The sequence below is a fragment of the Bradyrhizobium sp. I1.14.4 genome (genome assembly GCF_050435825.1).
GTDB lineage: Bacteria > Pseudomonadota > Alphaproteobacteria > Rhizobiales > Xanthobacteraceae > Bradyrhizobium.
This window is the reverse complement of record NZ_JBNDLA010000004.1, coordinates 238,487-256,385: the sequence shown is the minus strand read 5'-3', so window position 1 is coordinate 256,385 and position 17,899 is coordinate 238,487. Positions and strand designations below refer to the sequence as shown.

Below are 17,899 nucleotides of genomic sequence, written 5' to 3'. Positions count from 1 at the left end.
AGTTTTCCGGAAATGCCGATGCCGATCCGTCACCGTGTCGCAACCGCTCTGCTTGGCCTCGCCGTCGCTGCCGCGACCGGCAACGCGGCATGGGCGCAGAAAAAATACGACACTGGCGCAAGCGATACCGAGATCAAGATCGGCAACATCGTGCCCTACAGCGGCCCGGCGTCGGCCTATGGCGTGGTCGGCAAGGCAATGGCTGCGGTGTTCAAAAAGGTCAACGACGACGGCGGCATCAACGGCCGCAAGATCGCCTTCGTCTCCTATGACGATGCCTATTCGCCGCCGAAGGCCGTTGAGCAGGCCCGCAAGCTGGTCGAGAGCGACGAGGTGCTGTTCCTGTTCGGCACGCTCGGCACCGCCTCCAACACCGCGATCCAGAAATACCTCAACGCCAAGAAGGTGCCGCAGCTGTTCGTCGCCACCGGCGCGACCAAGTGGAACGATCCGAAGGCCTTCCCCTGGACCATGGGCTGGCTGCCGAGCTACCAGAGCGAGTCACGCATCTACGCGAAATATCTGCTCAAGGAGAAGCCCGGAGCCAAGGTCGCGGTGCTCTATCAGAACGACGATATGGGCAAGGATTACCTCAAGGGCTTGGAGGACGGCTTGGCCAGCGATCCCGCGCGGATCGCCGCCAAGGAGAGCTACGAAGTCGCCGAGCCCACCATCGATTCCCATGTGGTGCGGCTGAAATCCTCTAACCCCGACGTCATCATCTTCTTCACCACGCCGAAGTTCGGCGCTCAGGCGATCAAGAAGCTCGGCGAGATGAACTGGAAGCCGGTGACGATCGTTTCCAACGTCTCGGCCTCGACCGCAACGGTGATGCGTCCGGCCGGGCTCGACAATGCGCAGGGCGTGATCTCGGCGGCCTACGCCAAGGACGCAAGCGATCCGCAGTGGAAGGACGACGTCGGCATGAAGGCGTTCGACGAACTGCTCGCCAAGTACATGCCCGACACCAACCGGGTCGATGCCTCGGCGATGACGGGTTACAACATGGCGACCACCATGGTCGAAGTGCTGCGCCGCTGCGGCGACGACCTCACCCGCGCCAATGTGATGAAGCAGGCGGCGAGCCTGAAGCAGTTCGCGCAGGGTGGCCTGTTGCCCGGCGTGACGCTGTCGACCGGCCCCGACGATTTCCAGCCGATCGAGCAATTGCAGCTGATGCAGTTCAAGGGCGAGCGCTGGCAATTGTTCGGCGACGTCATCAGCGGCGAGATCGCCGGAAACTGACCGCGTTACGTAAGGTACAGCCATGACCGACCGTCGTCCCTTCCTGCGTTCGATCTTCGATGCCGCGGTGGCGGCTGCGCATCCCGATGTCGTGCTGGCATCGCGGTTGCGGCCGGCACCGAAGGGGCGCGTGATCTGCCTCGCCGCCGGCAAGGGCGCCGGCGCCATGGCCGCGGCGGCGGAGCGGCACTATCTCGACACGCTCGGCCTCGAGCCGTCGCGGCTGGTCGGCATCGCCACCACCCGCCACGGCCATGGCGTGCCGACCCGCCGCATAAAGATGGTCGAGGCCGGCCACCCGGTGCCCGATGAAGCCGGCCTGCGGGCCGCCGACGATACGCTGCGGCTCGCGGCAGAGGCTACGCCCGACGACCTCATGCTGGTGCTGCTGACGGGCGGCGGCTCCGCGAACTGGATCGCCCCCGTCGAGGGTGTGAGCTTTGCCCAGAAGCAGCAGGTCAACCGCGCGCTGCTGCGCTCCGGCGCGCCGATCGGCGAGGTGAACACCGTCCGCAAGCATCTGTCGCGGATCAAGGGCGGCCGGCTGGCGCGCGCCGGCGAGCATGCCGCCGAGATCGTCACACTGGCGATTTCCGACGTGCCGCATGACGATCCCTCTGCGATCGCCTCGGGACCGACGGTGCCGGACCCGACCACCCTGGCGGATGCCCGCGCGCTGGTCGCCAAATACAATCTCTCCGTCGATGACGCTGTGCGCCGCGCACTCGACGATTTCAGGAACGAGAGCTGCAAGCCCGGCGATCCCGCGTTTGCGCGAGCCACATTCGAACTGCTGGCGAAGCCGAAAGCCTCGATCGACGCCGCGGTGCAGGTCGCGCAGGCCGCAGGCTACGAGACCATCGCGCTCGGCGCCGATCTCGAAGGCGAGGCCCGCGAGGTCGCGGCCGGGCACGCGCGGCTTGCGCTCAAGGCGCGCAGCGAGGGCAAGCGCGTTGCGATCATCTCCGGCGGCGAGCTCACGGTGACCGTGCGCGGCAACGGCCGCGGCGGCCCCAACCAGGAATACGCGCTGGCGCTGGCCGGCTTGCTCAAGGATACGCCCAACATCTCGGCGCTGGCCGCCGACACCGACGGTGCCGACGGCGGCGCCGGCAGCGCGACCGACCCCGCCGGGGCCGTGATCGATCAGGCAACCTTCGCGAAGATGAAATCGATCGGCCTCGATCCGAGGGCCTATCTCGAGAACAACGATGCCACCGGCTTCTTTGCGCAGACCGGGGATTTGCTGCTGACCGGCCCGACGCTGACCAATGTGAACGACGTCAGGGTCATCCTGGTAGACTAGCCAGTTCACCGTCATTCCGGGGCGATGCGCAGCATCGAACCCGGAATCCCGATGTGTGACGCGAGATTCCACAATTCGCAATTGCGAATTGGGGTTCGTCGCTGCGCGACGCCCCGGAATGACGTCGTGTCAAAACTCCTGCGCGAGCTTCGCCAGCATCTCCAGGAGCGCGGCGTGGTTTGCCGGCCCGAGCACCTCGATCAGCCGCGCCTCGTGCTTGTTGGCGACCAGCTTCTTGGCGCGCGCCAGCACGGCGCGGCCCCTGTCGGTCAGGACGAGGATGTGGGAGCGGCGATCGTTGGTCGAGCGCATCCGCGCGCAAAGGTCGCGGCTCTCGAGCGCGTCGAGCATCGCGACGAAATTCGGCCTGAGGATGCCGAGCGTATTGGCGATCTCGGTCTGGTTGCGGCCCGGATTCTTCTCGAGCAGCAGCAGCACCGAGAACTGCGCCGGCGTCAGCTGCAGCGGCGCGACGCAGCGCAGGAAGTCCTCGAATACCTTGAGCTGGGCACGCTTCAACGAATAGCCGAGCAATCCGGACAGTTCGCCCAGTTGCAGCATGCTGTCATCCCCGGCAGGATCGACCGGTTCCCTGCGCAGGGCACGCGACGATCGGAGGGCATCGGAGGCGGTCTTGGAAACAGTCATCGCTCCAGGCTCGCAATCCCGGTACAAAAACCCCGCGGGACGCTCGGGGACCTTGAGATTATATCCAATAATCGTTATGCACTATATCAAATATCGGCAGCTATCAACAGCCGATATCGGCGGACCCGGCCGGCACAGCCGGCTGCGGCGGTCCGACGCTTGAGGGGAGCGCTCGGCCTTGAACACAACGATCATGCTGTTCCTGCTGCAGGACGGCATCACCAATGGCGCGATCTACGCGCTGCTCGGGCTGGCCCTGGTGCTGGTGTTCGCGGTCACGCGCGTGATCCTGATCCCGCAGGGCGAATTCGTGACCTATGGCGCGCTGAGCTACGCCATGCTGGCGACCGGGCAGGTGCCCGGCACCGCACGCCTTGCCGTCGCGATGGGCCTCGTCGCCTTCGCCCTCGATCTGTTCTTCGCCCGCAAGGCGCTGCATGCCCGGCTGGTGGTGCGCTCGGTCGCGCTCAACATCGTCTTTCCCGTCGCGCTGCTCGGCCTCATTTATGCGCTGGTCGGGCCCAACACGCCGATTGCCGTCAACATCGCGCTCGCGCTCCTGATCGTGGCGGCGATCGGGCTGTTCCTCTATCGCATCGCGTTCCAGCCGATCGCGCACACCTCCGTGCTGGTGCTGCTGATCGCTTCGGTCGGTTGCCATCTGGCGCTGCAAGGCCTTGGCCTCGTGTTCTTCGGCGCCGAAGGCTTGCGCGGCCCGGCGCTGTCGAATGCCGCAGTGACCGCGGGTCCGCTGCGCTTCACCGGCCAGAGCCTTGCCGTCTACGGCCTGACGGTCGGCTTCATCGTCGCCCTGTGGCTGTTCTTCGGCTACACCAAGACCGGCAAGGCGCTGCGCGCCACCGCGGTCAATCGGCTCGGCGCCCGCCTGGTCGGCATCCGCACCACACTGTCGGGCCAGATCGCATTCCTGCTCGCCTCCGTCATCGGTGCGATTTCCGGCATCCTGATCGTGCCGATCACCACGCTCTATTACGACACCGGCTTTCTGATCGGCCTGAAGGGTTTCATCGCCGCCATCATCGGCGGCCTGGTCAGCTATCCCCTGACCGCGGTCGCGGCCATCGTGGTCGGCATCGTCGAGGCCTTCTCATCGTTCTATGCCAGCAATTTCAAGGAAGTCATCGTGTTCACGCTGATCCTTCCCGTCCTGGTGCTGCGCTCGCTCGCAGCGCCCCAGGTCGAAGAAGAGAAGGATTGAGCGCGATGACGCAGCGGCTCCCTCTCATCATCTTCGCGCTCGTGATGGCGGTGATCCCGCTTCTGCCGGGCATCCCGCCGTTCTGGATCGTGCTGCTCGACAATATCGGCCTCGCCGCGCTGGTCGCGATGGGGCTGGTGCTGCTCACCGGCGTCGGCGGCCTCACCTCGTTCGGACAGGCCGCGTTCTGCGGCTTCGGCGCCTACACCACGGCGGTGCTGACCACTGCATACGGCGTCTCGCCGTGGCTGACGCTGCCGGCCTCGCTCTTGGTCAGCGGCATTGCGGCCGTGCTGCTCGGCCTCGTCACGGTGCGGCTGTCCGGCCATTATCTGCCGCTCGGCACCATCGCCTGGGGCATCGGCCTGTTCTATCTGTTCAGCAAGCTGGAATTCCTCGGCCGCAATGACGGCATTTCGGGCATTCCGCCGCTTTCGATCGGCTCGTTCAAGATGCTGAGCCCGGATGCGATCTATTACGCGATCTGGGTCGCGGTGCTGCTCTCCGCGCTGTTGACCATGAACCTCCTGGATTCCCGCACCGGACGCGCCATCCGAGCCTTGCGGCGCGGTCATATCGCCGCCGAAGCATTCGGCGTGCAGACGCCGCGTGCAAAGCTCCTGGTGTTCATCTATGCGGCGGTGCTCGCCGGCCTGTCCGGCTGGCTCTATGCGCATTTCCAGCGTGCCGCCAACCCGACGCCGTTCGGCGCGCAAGCCGGCATCGAGTATCTGTTCATCGCCGTCGTCGGCGGCGCCGGTTACGTCTGGGGCGGCGTGCTCGGCGCCGGCATCGTCGTGATCCTCAAGGAGGTGCTGCAGAGCTACCTGCCCTACATCTTCGGCGGCCAGAGCCAGCTCGAAACCATCGTGTTCGGCATCATGCTGGTGCTGCTGTTGCAGCTCGCACCGCAGGGCGTCTGGCCCTGGCTGATGTCAAAGCTGCCGCTCAAGGCTAGCCGCAGGGCGCCGGACACATCGGTGAAGCTGGAGCATCGCGAGCGCGCGCCGGGATCGTCACCCGTGCTGCTGCACATCGAGAAAGCACGAAAACAGTTCGGCGGCGTGCTTGCGGTGAACGACGTTTCGTTCGACGTCAATGCCCGCGAGATCGTCGCGCTGATCGGGCCGAACGGAGCCGGCAAGAGCACGACCTTCAACCTGATCACCGGCGTGCTGACCGCAACCGGCGGCAAGATCTCCGTGCTCGGCAAGGAGGTCGAGAACGCGCCTCCCCAGGAAGTGGTCAAGCTCGGCGTTTCCAGAACCTTCCAGCACGTCAAGCTGGTGCCCGACATGACCGTGCTCGAGAACGTCGCGATCGGCGCGCATCTGCGCGGCTCATCGGGGGCGATCTCCAGCATGCTGCGGCTCGACCGCGCCGATGAGGCGAAGCTGCTGGCGGAAGCCGCGCGGCAGATCGCGCGTGTCGGGCTGTCCGACCAGACCGACCAGCTCGCAGGCTCGCTGTCGCTCGGGCAGCAGCGCATCGTCGAGATTGCCCGCGCGCTGTGCGTCGATCCGATGCTGCTGTTGCTCGACGAACCGGCCGCCGGCCTGCGCCACATGGAGAAGCAGCGGCTGGCTGCGCTGCTCCGGCAGTTGCGCGACGGCGGCATGTCGGTGTTGCTGGTCGAGCACGACATGGGGTTTGTGATGGATCTCGCCGACCGCATCGTAGTGCTTGATTTCGGCACCAAAATCGCCGAAGGCACGCCGGCCGCGATCAAGCGCAATCCCGACGTGATCAAGGCCTATCTCGGAGCCGCCGCATGAGCGCGCTGCTATCGGTCACCGACGTCCACATCTCCTACGGCAAGGTCGAGGCCGTACGCGGCGTCTCGCTCGATGTCGCTGATAATGAGATCGTCACCATCATCGGCGCCAACGGCGCCGGCAAGTCCACCCTGCTCAACGCCATCATGGGCGTGCTGCCGCTGAAGGGCCGCACCACCTTTGCCGGCGTCGACATGGCACCGCTGGACATCGAGGACCGCGTCGCCACCGGCCTGAGCCTGGTGCCCGAGCATCGCGAATTGTTCGGCACCATGAATGTCGAGGACAATCTCGAGCTCGGCGCCTTCCGGATCGCGAAGGCGACCGCGGCGACCTCGCTGGAGCGGGTCTACGCGCTGTTTCCGCGGCTCAAGGAGCGGCGCAAGCAGTTCGCCGGCACGCTGTCCGGCGGCGAGCAGCAGATGCTGGCGATGGGGCGTGCGCTGATGGGCGCGCCGAAACTCCTGATGCTGGACGAGCCGAGCCTTGGCCTCGCCCCGATCATCGTCGCCGACATCTTCCGCATCGTCGGCGAGCTCCGCTCAGCCGGCGTCTCGGTGCTGCTGGTCGAGCAGAACGCCCAGGCCGCGCTACAGATCGCCGACCGCGCCTACGTGATGGAACTCGGCGAATTCGTGCTGTCGGGCACGGCCAGGGAAATCGCCGCCAACAAGGGCGTCGCCGCGAGCTATCTCGGCTTCCAGCACGAAGGCGAGAGTGCGATTTAGGCGTTGACGAGATCACTCCCTCCAGGAGAGCGTAAGAAGCCGGCCCCTCATCAGGACCGGCTTCTTCGTTTCGTGGACTGCGACCCGCTCACATCGCCGGGATGTATTTGCCGTCCTTGACCGTCAGCAGGATACGCGAGCGGTCGTCGAGGCCGTAGCGGTCCTTTTCGGTCCAGTTGTAGACGCCCTGGCTCGCCACAATCTCCTTCTCGGAGATGAACGCCTGACGGATCGCCTCGCGGAATTCCGGCGTGCCGGGCTTGGCGGTCTTCAGCGCCGTCGGGATGATGCGCTTCAGCACCTCGAAGGCGTCGTAGGAATGGCCGGCGAACTGGCTGCGGCTGTTGGCGCCGTATTTGGCTTCATAGGCAGCATTCAACGCAAGGCCCGGCTTCTTGGTCGGCGCGCTGTCGGCTTGCGTTTCCGGCGACATGATCGGGCCGGCCGACATGATGACACCTTCCGCGGATGCGCCCGCGATGCGGATGAAGTCCATGGTGGCGGCACCGTGGGTCTGGTAGATCAGGCCCTTGTAGCCGCGCTCGCGCAGCGCGGTCTGCGGCAGCGCCGCGGCGGTGCCGGACGCGCCGACCAGGATGGCGTCGGGATTGGCGGCGACGAGCTTCAGCACCTGGCCCGCGACCGAAGTATCCGGACGCGCGAAGCGCTCCTCATCGGCCATGGTCAAGCCCATCGGCACGGCCTGCGCCTTGAAGTCGTTGACCCAGAGATCGCCATAGGAATCCGAATAGCCGATGTAGCCGACGGTCTTGATGTTGTGCGCCTTCATGTGCGCGTAGAGCACCTTGCCCATGATCGGGATCGACTGCGGCAGGTCGACCGACCATTTTGCGCGGGCCTCATTGATCGGGAACGGCGCGAGACCGAGATGCGGGATGCCGGCCTCGTTGGCGACCGTCGACACCGCGATCGTCGTCGGCGTGATGCAGGAGCCCATGATGATGTCGGCCTTGGACTCGGTGACGAAGCGCCGCGTATTGGTGGTCGCGGCCGTCGGATCGCCGCCGTCGTCGAGCACGATCAGCTTCAGCGGCACGCCGCCGATCTCCTTCGGCACGAAATCGAGCGCGTTGCGCTCGGGGATGCCGAGCGCGGCGGCGGGACCCGTGGTCGAGATCGAGATGCCGATGGTGATCTCATTGGTCTGCGCCTGCGCGGGCGCGCCCTGCAGCGCGATAACAGCTGCGAGCACTGCTGCGGCGAGAGTGGCCTTCCTCATTCATTCCTCCCTGCGGATAAGTTTTTTGGGTTTAAACCAGTTTTGCGGGCCAATTCAGCCCCTTCTTTAGGTCATGAGGGGCTGCAAGTCAGCCCTTCACGAACAGGTCAGCCCTTCATGAAGCGGTCGATGACCTCCTGCGGAAATGGCGCCGATTTCAGCTTGGCGGGATCGTCCGGATGGCGACCGACCAGCACCCGGGTCTCGAACGCCTCGATGGCCAGCCGCTCGCCCTTGAACACGCGGTGCACCACCTCGAAGCTCGAGCGCTTGATGCCCTCGATCCGGCTCTCGATGGTAATCCAGTCGCCATGGGTCGACGGGATGTGGAATTTCGCCCGCGTATCGACCATGGGAATGCCGACCAAGCCGTATTTGTGGATGATGTCCTGCTTCGAGAAGCCGGCCGCTTCGAACATGATCGAGGTCGAGTCGTCGAACATCGCGAAGTAACGCGGGTAGTAGACGATGTTGGCGGGGTCGCAATCGCCCCACTGGATCTGGACGTCACGCCGATGAACGAACATGGTTTACCCTCGATTGAGCATGAGCGATCCGGAAGAGCGTTTCATGCTCTTCCGGATCATGCTCAGCGCGGCGCCATCCGGAGCGCGGCATCGAGCCGCACCACTTCGCCGTTCAGATAGGGGTTGTCGATCATGTGCAGCGCCAGCGAGGCGAACTCGTCGGCCTGGCCCAATCGGCGCGGGAACGGGATCGCGGCGGCGAGCGAGTCCTGTGCTTCCTGCGGCAGGCCGGCAAGCAAGGGCGTCATGAACAGGCCGGGCGCGATGGTCAGCACGCGGATGCCGAACTGCGCGAGCTCGCGCGCGATCGGCAGCGTCATCGCGACGATGCCGCCCTTCGAGGCAGAATAGGCCGCCTGCCCGATCTGGCCGTCATAGGCCGCGACCGAGGCCGTCGAGATCACGACGCCGCGCTCGCCGGTCGCGAGCGGCTCCAGCTTCGACATGCCGTCAGTGGCAAGCCGCAGCATGTTGAAGGAGCCGATCAGATTGACCTTGATCACCTTGTCGAAGTCGGCCAGTGCCATCGGCCCATCGCGGCCGATCACCCGCTTGGCGACGCCGATGCCGGCGCAGTTCACCAGCACGCGCGCCGGGCCATGCGCCTTGGCGGCCGCAGCGACCGCGGCTTCGGCTGCCGCCGCATCGGCCACGTCGCAGACGATCGGAATGCCACCGATCTCGGCCGCGACGCTCTCGGCGAGCTTTGCGTTGAGGTCGCAGACCGCGACCCTGGCGCCCTGCGCGGCCAGAAGGCGCGCGGTCGCCGCGCCCAATCCCGATGCGCCGCCGGTGACGATGGCGGCCTGATCCTTCAACTGCATGGCATTCTCCTCTTCGAAAAGTCAGACGAGTGTGATTACCGATGCCGTCGGCACCGGCGCATAAAGCGCTTCGATGATGTCAGTGCGATGCTCCAGCACCGCGCGCTGGTTGATCGAGCCCTTGTCGGTGACCTCGCCGCGATCGATCGACAGCGGCGTATCTAGCAGGATCGCCCGCGCGATCCGGGTCGACGAGCCGGTGGCGCCGGCATGGACGCGCGCGAAGCGTTCGCGAAAGGCTTCACGCACCAGCTGATCATTGGCCGCGGCCGCGATGTCGCCAGCGGCAAGTGCTGGATTGATCAGGCGGCAGCCATCGAGATCGAGGATCACGATCGCCGCCAGTTCGTCGCGGTTGAGCCCGGCGATCACGACGTCGCGCACCAGCGGCGCGCAGGCGCCGACGAAGCGCGCCCGCAAGGGACCGACGCTGACCCAGGTGCCGCTTGCCAGCTTGAAATCCTCGGCGATGCGGCCGTCGAAATCGAAACCGGCATCGAGATCATCAGCGTTGGCGGGCTTCAGCGCATCGCCGAACTTGTAAAAGCCTTCCTCGTCGAACGCCTTGGCGGTCAGTTCGGGCTGCCGCCAGTAGCCCGGCGTCACGTTCGGGCCTTTGGCGCGTACCTCGAGCTTGCCGTTATTCGGGACCAGCTTCGCATCATTGCCCGACACCGGAAGCCCGACATGGCCGGAGCGGCTGGTATCGGGCCGCACCGACATGAAGAACGGCGAGGTCTCGGTGGCGCCGAGGCCGGTCAGCATGGGCACGCGATAACCCTTCTCCTGTACGGCGAGCGCATCGAGGCTGTTCCAGATGAACGGCGACAGCGCAGCGCCGGAGAAGAACATCGCATGCAGCCGGTGGAAGAATTTTGCCCGCAGGCCGGCATCGTCGCGCAGATAGGGCAGCAGCGATTCGTAGCCCTTGGGCACGTTGAAATAGACCGTCGGCGAGATCTCGCGCAGGTTTCGCACCGTCTCCTCGATGCCGCCGGGCATCGGCTTGCCCTCGTCGAGATACATCGAGCCGCCGTTATAGAGCGTCAGCCCGACATTGTGGTTGCCGCCAAAAGTGTGATTCCACGGCAGCCAGTCGACGATCACCGGCGGCTCGTCCTTCAGGAACGCCAGCGTCTCGCGCAGCATCACCTGGTTGGCGCAGATCATGCGCTGGGTATTGATGACGGCCTTGGGATTGCCGGTCGAGCCCGACGTAAGCAGGAATTTCGCGATCGTGTCCGGACCGATTCTCCCATTGATCGCGTCGAGCCGCGGGTCCTCCGGCGTTGCCACGAGATCGGCGAGCCGCGTCACCCCGCGGCCGGGCACGGTGCCCCGGCTTGCGGCGATCTCGACATCCGGCGCGACATTGGCGCGGAGCGCATCGCCAAACTTGTCGGCATCGTCGACAAAGGCCAGACCGGGCGTCAGCAGCTTGATGACGAAGCTGAGCTTGCCATAGTCGCGTGACACCAGCGAATAGGCCGGCGACACCGGGCAGAACGGAATCCCGGCATAGAGCGCGCCGAGTGCAATCAGCGCATGGTCGATCGAGTTGCCCGACAGGATCACGATCGGCCGCTCGGCCGACAATCCGCGCGCGATCAGCCCGGAGGCGATGTGCCGCGTGGCCTCGAGCAATTGCGCGTAGGTGATCTGGCGCCAGCCGTCGCCGGCTGCACGCTCGGCCATGAACACGCGGTTCGGCTCGGCCTTCGCCCAGTGATGCAGGCGGTCGGTGAGACGGACCGGATAATCGGTGAGCTCAAGCTTGGGGCGGAGATAGATCGAGCCGTCGTCACGGCGCTCGACGGTGACGTCGGGATTGCCGAACGAGACCGGGCGCAGCGGATGCGCGCTCGCAGCTGATACGGACGGCACAGCGCTCATGTCGGCTTCACCTTGGCGGTCTTGCGATCCAGAAACGCGCGGATGCGCTTCTTGGCTTCCTTGTCGCTCTGCGCCACCGTCGCCATCAGCGATTCCATCAGCAGGCCGGTTTGCGGATTGGCCTCGGCGATCATCGGCAGCGCCTGCAACACGGCGAAGTTGGTCAGCGGCGCGTTGGCGGCGACGCGCTCGGCCAGCTCCAGCGCTTTCGGCAACGCGCCGTCGGCCTCCGTGAGATATTGCGAGAACCCGTAGGCTGCGCCCTCGGTCGCCGAATAGACCCGGCCGGTCAGCATCATGTCCGCCATCCGCGGCACACCGATCAGGCGCGGCAGACGCACCGATCCGCCGCCGCCGACGAAGATGCCACGCTGGCCCTCGGGCAGCGCGAAATAAGCCGACGGCTCGGCAACCCGGATATGCGCAGCGCAGGCAAGCTCCAGCCCCCCGCCGATCACCGCCCCCTTCAGCGCGGCGATGACCGGCACGCGGCAATACTGGATGCGGTCGAACACGCGGTGCCACATCTGGGAATGCACCAGGCCCTCGGTGGCGTCGCGCTCAGTCAGTTCGGAGAGATCGAGGCCGGACGAGAAATGATCGCCGACGCCATGGATCACGACGGCGCCGATCGCATCGGGAATCGCGGAAAAGCAGTCCCGCAGCGCCAGGATGATGCCGTCGTTCAGCGCGTTGCGCTTGGCGGGCCGGTTGAGCCCGACCATCAGCACCGCCCCTCGCGTTTCGATCTTGAGCAGCGAGGCGTCACCCGCATCGGCAGCGTTTCCCATGGCGCTATTGTTTCCTGTTCAGAATAGTTATGTTATATAACTATTTGCGAGAGAGTCAATATCGGCGCGCCGGAGGACGATCGGAATATTCGTCATTGCGCGCACAGCGCAATTCCATTCACGGCGTCATCACCCGCGCATGCGGGTGATCCAGTATTCCAGATACAGCGGTGCTCGAACCGAGAGGCCGGGCGTACTGGATGCCCCGCATGCGCGGGGCATGACAGCGGAGAGGAATGGCCGCCCACGGCTCCCTCCCCACGTCGTCCCTGCGAAACCAGGGACCCATACTCCGCGGCGGATGCGGTGAGCGGGACTCGTCGTTCCACGATCGCGCAACAATGACCGTCTGTGATTATGGGTCCCTGCTTTCGCAGGGACGACAGCGAATTTGTGGCTCGGTCCGCGAGTCATACCTCCGCTATCTCGCGACATGATTTGCCCGAGCCTTGCTTTTCGTGTCGCTTTCTCAGTTAGGCTCCGAGTGAGGCGAGCACGCTGTTCCGGCTCCCTCCGCCGTTGCATTCCTTACACGCGCGAAGCGAGAATTCGCTTCTCGCCGCGCGACCGCTCACAACACCTGATGCACGTCGATCTCGACGCGATCGGCGTGGCGGGCGGCGGAGCCGACGAAGATGTGCTCCATCAACCAGCGGTACTTCTCGGCGCCGGTTTCGAATCTCGGCACGGTGCGGAAATAGATCAGCTTCGGATCGACCGGCTCACCGCGCTTCAGTTTCTCCAACAGATCGACCGGTCCGAACCGGATGCCCTTGTTCTCGACATAGACGATGGCGCCGTCGTCGGTCTCGAAGGCATATTTCGCTTCCAACTCGATCAGCTCGGTGGGCCGGATGATCTGGAAATCGGCGCCGAAGCCGAGCACCTTGCCGTTGACCGTCGCGCCCCTCACCTCTCCGCCGATGATCGGAATGATGCGGCGGACGCCGGTGCCGATATCGCCGGCCGACGTCACCTCCGCGATCCGGGCAGTGATGGTGAAGACGTATCTGGTCTGAAGCTCGGGACTCATAAGTTTAACCTATCATGCGCTGCGGCAGCCAGGTCGCGAGCAGCGGGAACAGGATCAGGATCACCAGCCGGATCAAATCGGTGATCACGAATGGCAGCACGCCGACAAAGATCGTCGACATGTTGACGTCCTTGATCACGCTCTTGATCACGAACACGTTCATGCCGACCGGCGGATGGATCAGGCCGAGCTCCACCGTCATGACGATGATGATGCCGAACCAGATCGGATCGAAGCCGAGCGCGGTCACCACCGGGAACACGATCGGCACGGTGAGGATCACCATGGCCATCGCATCCATCAGGCAGCCGAGCACGAGATACATCAGGAGGATCAGCGCCAGCACGCCATAGGGGCCGATGCCGAGCCCGGTGAGAAATTCAGTGACGTTCTGCGGCGTCTGGGTGATGGTGAGGAAGTAGCCGAAGCAGAGCGCGCCAATCAGCACGGTGAATACCGCCGCCGCGGTGCGGGTCGCCTGCAGCAGCGATTGCAGGATGCCGTCCCTGGTCAGCTTGCCTCTGAGGATGCCGATGATGAACGCGCCCACTGCGCCGACCGCACCCGCTTCGGTCGGGACGAAGAAACCGCCATAGAGGCCGCCGATCACGAACAGGAACAGCAGCAGCGGCGACCAGACGTCGCGCAGCGCCATGAAGCGCTCATGCCACGACGCCTTCTTGCCCGCCGGCAGGAAACCCGGCCGCGTCGCGCCGATAATGCCGATCGTGATCATGTGCATCAGGATCGCGAGCAGGCCCGGCACCACGCCGGCGATGAACAGCTTGCCGATGTCCTGCTGGGTGATGATGCCGTACACCGCGAGCACGGTGGACGGCGGCAGCATCGCGCCGAGCGTGCCGCCGACCGCGATCACGCCGGTGGCAAATGATTGCGGATAGCCGAAGCGGCGCATCTCGGGATAGGCGACCGCGGAGAAGGTCGCGGCGGTCGCGACCGACGAGCCGGAGATCGCGGCAAAGCCGCCGCAGGCCGCGATCGTCGCGATGCCGAGCCCGCCCTTCCAGTGGCCGACGAAGGTGTTGGCAGCGCGGAACAGCTCGCGGCTGATGCCGGAGACGGACACGAAGGCGCCCATCAACAGGAACATCGGGATCACGCCGAAGGAATAGTCCGTCACGGTGCGCATCGTGGTCTGGCCGACCAGCTTCAGCGCCGGCGCAAAGCCGGTGAGGTAGCCGAAGCCGGTGATGCCGACGAGGCCCATGGCCATGCCGACGGGGACGCGCAACAACATCAGCGCGAACAGGCTGACAAAGCCGATGACGGCGACGGCCTCGGGACTCAAATCGAGACTCATGGCCGTCTACTCCGCGGTCTTGATCTTGGCATCGTGAATATCTTCCGGATGGAAGATCAGGCGGTAGGTACGGATCGCGATCAACAGCACCGCGGAGACGTCGCCGATCCACGACACAAGGAAGAACGGCCAGACCGGCACGCCGAGATCCATGGTGACGATGTGGCTGTTCCTGGTGTCGATCACCTTGTCGACCAGCGTATAGGTCTGCATCGTCACCACGAACAGCAGCACCAGCGTCGCGAAGATGTCGATCCAGCGCTGATAGCGCGGCGAGGCATTGGCCCAGACCAGATCCACGGTGATGTGGGTGCCGCGATAGCTCGTCGCGGCGATGCCCCAGAATATCAGGATGCCGAGCAGGAACTGGCCGAAATTGTAGTAGTCGGGGATCGTCACCGAGAAGAACTTTCGCATGAACACCGCAGTGAAGGTGTTGAGCGCAACGACGCCGACGAAGAAGGCCGCCACCCATTCGATCGAATCGATGAAGCGGTCCATGATATTCTTGCGCACCGGCTCGGGAGGGCCGGTGATCGCGCCGTCTTGGGTCACTTCGGAATTGGCGGCCATGCTTCGAGGTCCCACCCTGCGTCATGGCCGGGCTTGACCCGGCCATCCACGTCTTCATTTCCGTTCAGCAGTAAGGCGTGGATGCCCGGGACAAGCCCGGGAATGACGACTCATTTACCTCAGCTGCTCGCTAGATCCCCGCCTCGTACTTCTTCAGCGCGGCCTGCAGATCGGCATCGATCTTTTCCGCATCGCCACCGGCCTTCTTCACGGCCTCAGCCCAGCTGTCGCGCAGCGGCTTGACCGCCTTCTTCCACTCGGCGAGCTGATCTGGGGTCAGCGGATAGACCTCGTGGCCTTGCAGCGCCTTCATCTTGGTGCGGCCATTGGCTTCGAAATCGGTCCAGGGGTCGGTGACCTTGGAAGCCCATTCCGGCGAGCAGTGATCGTCGATCACCTTCTTCTGGGCATCCGACATCGAATTATATTTGGCGAGGTTCATGTTGTAGGTGAACACCGTCGTATAGAGCGGCACGTCCATGTGGTACTTCACCACCTTGTCGATGCCGAACAGGAAGATCGACCCCCAGGGGAAGGTGATCTCGTCGGCGACGCCGCGCTCGATCGCGTCGCGCGATTCCGGCGCCGAGGCCTGCACATTGGTGCCGCCGAACATCTTCACCATCTCGCCGATGGTGCTCTGCGCGGGGCGCACCTTCACGCCGCTAAGGTCGCTCGGCAGCAGAATCTTCTTCTTGCCGTGCAGCGCGCCCGGATCGTGGATGAAGGCGAAGCAGAGCTTGGTGTCCTTCATCTCGGTCGGTGCGTATTTGTGGTACCACTCGTTCAGCGCCAGCGTGCCCTTCTTGCCATCCGAGAACACAAACGGAAGCTGGCCCGCAGCCGCGATCGGGAAGCGGCCGGGCTGATAACCGGGATTGACATAGGTGACGTCGGCAATGCCGTCGCGCGCCATGTCGTAATGGTCGAACGCCTTGCCGAGCTGCTCGGACGGAAACACGGTGACCCTGATGGTGCCGCCCGATGCCTTCTCGATGTCGGCGGCCCAGGCCTGCGTCGCCGGCACCAGCGGATGCGCCGGCGGCACCCATAGCGACACTTTGAGATTGACGGTCTTGTCCTGCGCCTGCGAAGGACCAGCGGCCGGCACGATGGCGGCGGCTGCCATCAGCAGCGCCAACAAACTCTTCCTCATCACGTCTCCTCCTCTCCAGGACGGGCTTCGTGCCCGGTCTCATTACTTAACATGTTATCTAATTCGCGCGAATATTCAAGACGAAATCCGCGGGCCGGACGCCTCGCCGCACCCGACCCTTCCCGCATCTTGCGCTGCGGCGTACGCAGGTCCCGTGCAAATCCGCCTTGCCAAAACTGTTATATGATATAGTTGCCTTGGCAAGTTGATGGCCGTCCGGCGCGAGCGCCCGGCTGAAAGCCTATCCGATCGGGAGGAGCAGGTATTGCGGACAAAAGTAGCAATCATTGGCGCAGGTCCGGCCGGACTGTTGCTTGGGCAACTACTCCATACTTTCGGCGTAGACAACGTCATTCTCGAGCGGCAGACACCGGATTACGTGCTGGGGCGGATCCGCGCCGGCCTGCTCGAGGGAGGCACGGTCTCGTTGCTCGACCAGGTCGGCGCCGGCGCCCGCCTGCATCAGGAGGGCCTGGTCCATCACGGCGTCGAGCTGGCCTTTGGCGGCGCGCGGCACCGCATCGACATGCATGCGGCGACCGGCAAGACCGTGACCATCTACGGTCAGACCGAAGTCACGCTCGATCTGATGAACGCCCGCAAGGCGGCCGGCCTGACCTCGGTCTACTCCGCCGCCGACGTCACACCGCACGATTTCGACACCGACCATCCGCGCGTCAGCTACGTCAAGGACGGCGTCACCCACGAAATCGCCTGCGATTTCATCGCCGGCTGCGACGGCTTCCACGGCGTCAGCCGCGCCAGCGTGCCGGCGTCGGCGATCACCAGCTACGAGCGGGTGTATCCGTTCGGCTGGCTCGGCATCCTTTCGGAGACGCCGCCGGTCTCGCCGGAGCTGATCTACAACAATCACGACCGCGGTTTTGCGCTCTGCACGATGCGCTCGAGCCACCGCAGCCGCTACTATGTGCAGTGCCCGCTCGACGATCACGTCGACCAGTGGTCGGATGAGCGGTTCTGGGACGAGTTGAAGCGCCGTCTCGACCAGAGGGCCGCCGACGAGATCATCACCGGTCCATCTATCGAAAAGAGCATCGCGCCCTTGCGCAGCTTCGTCGCCGAACCGATGCGGTTCGGCCGGATGTTCCTGGCCGGCGACGCCTCGCACATCGTGCCGCCGACCGGCGCCAAGGGGCTGAACCTTGCGGCCAGCGACGTGCACTATCTGTCGCAGGCGCTGCGCGAATATTACGACGAGAAATCCTCTGATGGCATCGACGGCTATTCGGCCAAGGCGTTGGCGCGGGTCTGGAAGGCCGTGCGCTTCTCCTGGTGGATGACCTCGATGCTGCACAAATTCCCCGACGAAGGCGAATTCGCTGCACGCATCCAGATCGCCGAGCTCGACTATCTCGTCAGCTCGAAGGCGGCATCGACCTCGCTGTCGGAGAATTATGTGGGCTTGCCGTTTTAGGCGAGCTCGCGGATGCTTTGGTCGAGCAGCATTCTCTCCGCAATCTCGGTCGTCATACCCCGCGCATGCGGAGTATCCAGTACGCCGAGACTTCTCGAATCCAGCCGAAGTCTCTGGAATACTGGATCACCCGCTTTCGCGGATGATGACGAACTGGGCCGCTTTCAAACACTCGCGCAAATCCC

At 64.6% G+C, this 17,899-nt stretch carries 16 protein-coding genes; 6 read left to right on the top strand and 10 right to left on the bottom strand.

What is annotated here, in order from left to right; all coding sequences use genetic code 11:
* Positions 1-12: 12 nt before the first annotated feature.
* Complete coding sequence (locus tag ABIB78_RS11025) at positions 13-1,245, top strand: ABC transporter substrate-binding protein (RefSeq protein WP_429024264.1); 1,233 nt, start codon at positions 13-15, stop codon at positions 1,243-1,245.
* Positions 1,246-1,267: 22 nt separating this feature from the next.
* A complete protein-coding gene (locus ABIB78_RS11020; protein ID WP_429024263.1) occupies positions 1,268-2,551 on the top strand; it encodes a glycerate kinase type-2 family protein in 1,284 nt (427 codons plus the stop codon).
* Between the two features lie 129 nt (positions 2,552-2,680).
* Here ABIB78_RS11020 and ABIB78_RS11015 read toward each other — a convergent pair whose 3' ends face one another.
* A complete protein-coding gene (locus ABIB78_RS11015) occupies positions 2,681-3,199 on the bottom strand; it encodes a MarR family winged helix-turn-helix transcriptional regulator (protein ID WP_429024262.1) in 519 nt (172 codons plus the stop codon).
* Between the two features lie 178 nt (positions 3,200-3,377).
* Here ABIB78_RS11015 and ABIB78_RS11010 point away from each other — a divergent pair, with 178 nt between their 5' ends.
* Genes ABIB78_RS11010 through ABIB78_RS11000 form a run of 3 tightly spaced genes read left to right on the top strand, consistent with a single transcriptional unit; the run spans position 3,378 to position 6,921 of the window.
* Complete coding sequence (locus ABIB78_RS11010; protein WP_429024261.1) at positions 3,378-4,418, top strand: branched-chain amino acid ABC transporter permease; 1,041 nt, start codon at positions 3,378-3,380, stop codon at positions 4,416-4,418.
* A 5-nt stretch (positions 4,419-4,423) separates the two neighbouring features.
* The gene (locus ABIB78_RS11005) at positions 4,424-6,193 is read left to right on the top strand and encodes an ABC transporter permease subunit (protein WP_429024260.1); all 1,770 of its coding nucleotides are present in this window, start codon (positions 4,424-4,426) and stop codon (positions 6,191-6,193) included.
* The gene (locus ABIB78_RS11000) at positions 6,190-6,921 is read left to right on the top strand and encodes an ABC transporter ATP-binding protein (RefSeq protein ID WP_429024259.1); all 732 of its coding nucleotides are present in this window, start codon (positions 6,190-6,192) and stop codon (positions 6,919-6,921) included. Before ABIB78_RS11005 ends, ABIB78_RS11000 begins: the two co-directional genes overlap by 4 nt.
* Positions 6,922-7,009: 88 nt before the next feature.
* On the opposite strand, the gene ABIB78_RS10995 is transcribed toward ABIB78_RS11000, so the two are convergent.
* The 9 genes from ABIB78_RS10995 to ABIB78_RS10955 all read right to left on the bottom strand — a co-directional run bounded on the left by ABIB78_RS10995 (position 7,010) and on the right by ABIB78_RS10955 (position 16,279).
* Complete coding sequence (locus ABIB78_RS10995; protein WP_429024258.1) at positions 7,010-8,161, bottom strand: ABC transporter substrate-binding protein; 1,152 nt, start codon at positions 8,159-8,161, stop codon at positions 7,010-7,012.
* 107 nt (positions 8,162-8,268) lie between these two features.
* On the bottom strand, positions 8,269-8,688 hold the full coding sequence (locus ABIB78_RS10990) for an acyl-CoA thioesterase (protein ID WP_429024257.1): 420 nt from the start codon (positions 8,686-8,688) through the stop codon (positions 8,269-8,271).
* A gap of 62 nt (positions 8,689-8,750) precedes the next feature.
* On the bottom strand, positions 8,751-9,512 hold the full coding sequence (locus tag ABIB78_RS10985) for an SDR family NAD(P)-dependent oxidoreductase (protein WP_429024256.1): 762 nt from the start codon (positions 9,510-9,512) through the stop codon (positions 8,751-8,753).
* 21 nt (positions 9,513-9,533) lie between these two features.
* Positions 9,534-11,405, bottom strand: a complete 1,872-nt coding sequence (locus ABIB78_RS10980) for a feruloyl-CoA synthase (RefSeq protein WP_429024255.1) — start codon at positions 11,403-11,405, stop codon at positions 9,534-9,536.
* Complete coding sequence (locus tag ABIB78_RS10975) at positions 11,402-12,196, bottom strand: crotonase/enoyl-CoA hydratase family protein (RefSeq protein WP_429024254.1); 795 nt, start codon at positions 12,194-12,196, stop codon at positions 11,402-11,404. The genes ABIB78_RS10980 and ABIB78_RS10975 overlap by 4 nt, the downstream gene beginning before the upstream one ends.
* Positions 12,197-12,767: 571 nt before the next feature.
* On the bottom strand, positions 12,768-13,229 hold the full coding sequence (locus tag ABIB78_RS10970; protein ID WP_429024253.1) for a DUF3237 domain-containing protein: 462 nt from the start codon (positions 13,227-13,229) through the stop codon (positions 12,768-12,770).
* Positions 13,230-13,233: 4 nt separating this feature from the next.
* On the bottom strand, positions 13,234-14,538 hold the full coding sequence (locus ABIB78_RS10965) for a TRAP transporter large permease (RefSeq protein WP_429024510.1): 1,305 nt from the start codon (positions 14,536-14,538) through the stop codon (positions 13,234-13,236).
* Positions 14,539-14,556: 18 nt separating this feature from the next.
* Positions 14,557-15,066 carry a TRAP transporter small permease gene (locus tag ABIB78_RS10960; RefSeq protein WP_429024508.1) on the bottom strand — a complete coding sequence of 170 codons (510 nt, stop codon included), beginning with the start codon at positions 15,064-15,066 and terminating at the stop codon, positions 14,557-14,559.
* A gap of 187 nt (positions 15,067-15,253) precedes the next feature.
* A complete protein-coding gene (locus ABIB78_RS10955) occupies positions 15,254-16,279 on the bottom strand; it encodes a TRAP transporter substrate-binding protein (RefSeq protein ID WP_429024252.1) in 1,026 nt (341 codons plus the stop codon).
* Positions 16,280-16,544: 265 nt separating this feature from the next.
* On the opposite strand from ABIB78_RS10955, the gene pobA reads away from it, so the two are divergent.
* A complete protein-coding gene (gene pobA / locus ABIB78_RS10950) occupies positions 16,545-17,714 on the top strand; it encodes a 4-hydroxybenzoate 3-monooxygenase (protein WP_429024251.1) in 1,170 nt (389 codons plus the stop codon).
* Positions 17,715-17,899: the final 185 nt, after the last annotated feature.

Excerpts from the sequence above, each read along its gene's own strand:
- ABIB78_RS11025 (WP_429024264.1), top strand. The coding sequence starts at position 13 with ATGCCGATGCCGATCCGTCACCGTGTCGCAACCGCTCTGCTTGGCCTC.
- ABIB78_RS11020 (WP_429024263.1), top strand. The coding sequence starts at position 1,268 with ATGACCGACCGTCGTCCCTTCCTGCGTTCGATCTTCGATGCCGCGGTG.
- ABIB78_RS11015 (WP_429024262.1), bottom strand. The coding sequence starts at position 3,199 with ATGACTGTTTCCAAGACCGCCTCCGATGCCCTCCGATCGTCGCGTGCC.
- ABIB78_RS11005 (WP_429024260.1), top strand. The coding sequence starts at position 4,424 with ATGACGCAGCGGCTCCCTCTCATCATCTTCGCGCTCGTGATGGCGGTG.
- ABIB78_RS11000 (WP_429024259.1), top strand. The coding sequence starts at position 6,190 with ATGAGCGCGCTGCTATCGGTCACCGACGTCCACATCTCCTACGGCAAG.
- ABIB78_RS10995 (WP_429024258.1), bottom strand. The coding sequence starts at position 8,161 with ATGAGGAAGGCCACTCTCGCCGCAGCAGTGCTCGCAGCTGTTATCGCG.
- ABIB78_RS10990 (WP_429024257.1), bottom strand. The coding sequence starts at position 8,688 with ATGTTCGTTCATCGGCGTGACGTCCAGATCCAGTGGGGCGATTGCGAC.
- ABIB78_RS10985 (WP_429024256.1), bottom strand. The coding sequence starts at position 9,512 with ATGCAGTTGAAGGATCAGGCCGCCATCGTCACCGGCGGCGCATCGGGA.
- ABIB78_RS10980 (WP_429024255.1), bottom strand. The coding sequence starts at position 11,405 with ATGAGCGCTGTGCCGTCCGTATCAGCTGCGAGCGCGCATCCGCTGCGC.
- ABIB78_RS10975 (WP_429024254.1), bottom strand. The coding sequence starts at position 12,196 with ATGGGAAACGCTGCCGATGCGGGTGACGCCTCGCTGCTCAAGATCGAA.
- ABIB78_RS10970 (WP_429024253.1), bottom strand. The coding sequence starts at position 13,229 with ATGAGTCCCGAGCTTCAGACCAGATACGTCTTCACCATCACTGCCCGG.
- ABIB78_RS10955 (WP_429024252.1), bottom strand. The coding sequence starts at position 16,279 with ATGAGGAAGAGTTTGTTGGCGCTGCTGATGGCAGCCGCCGCCATCGTG.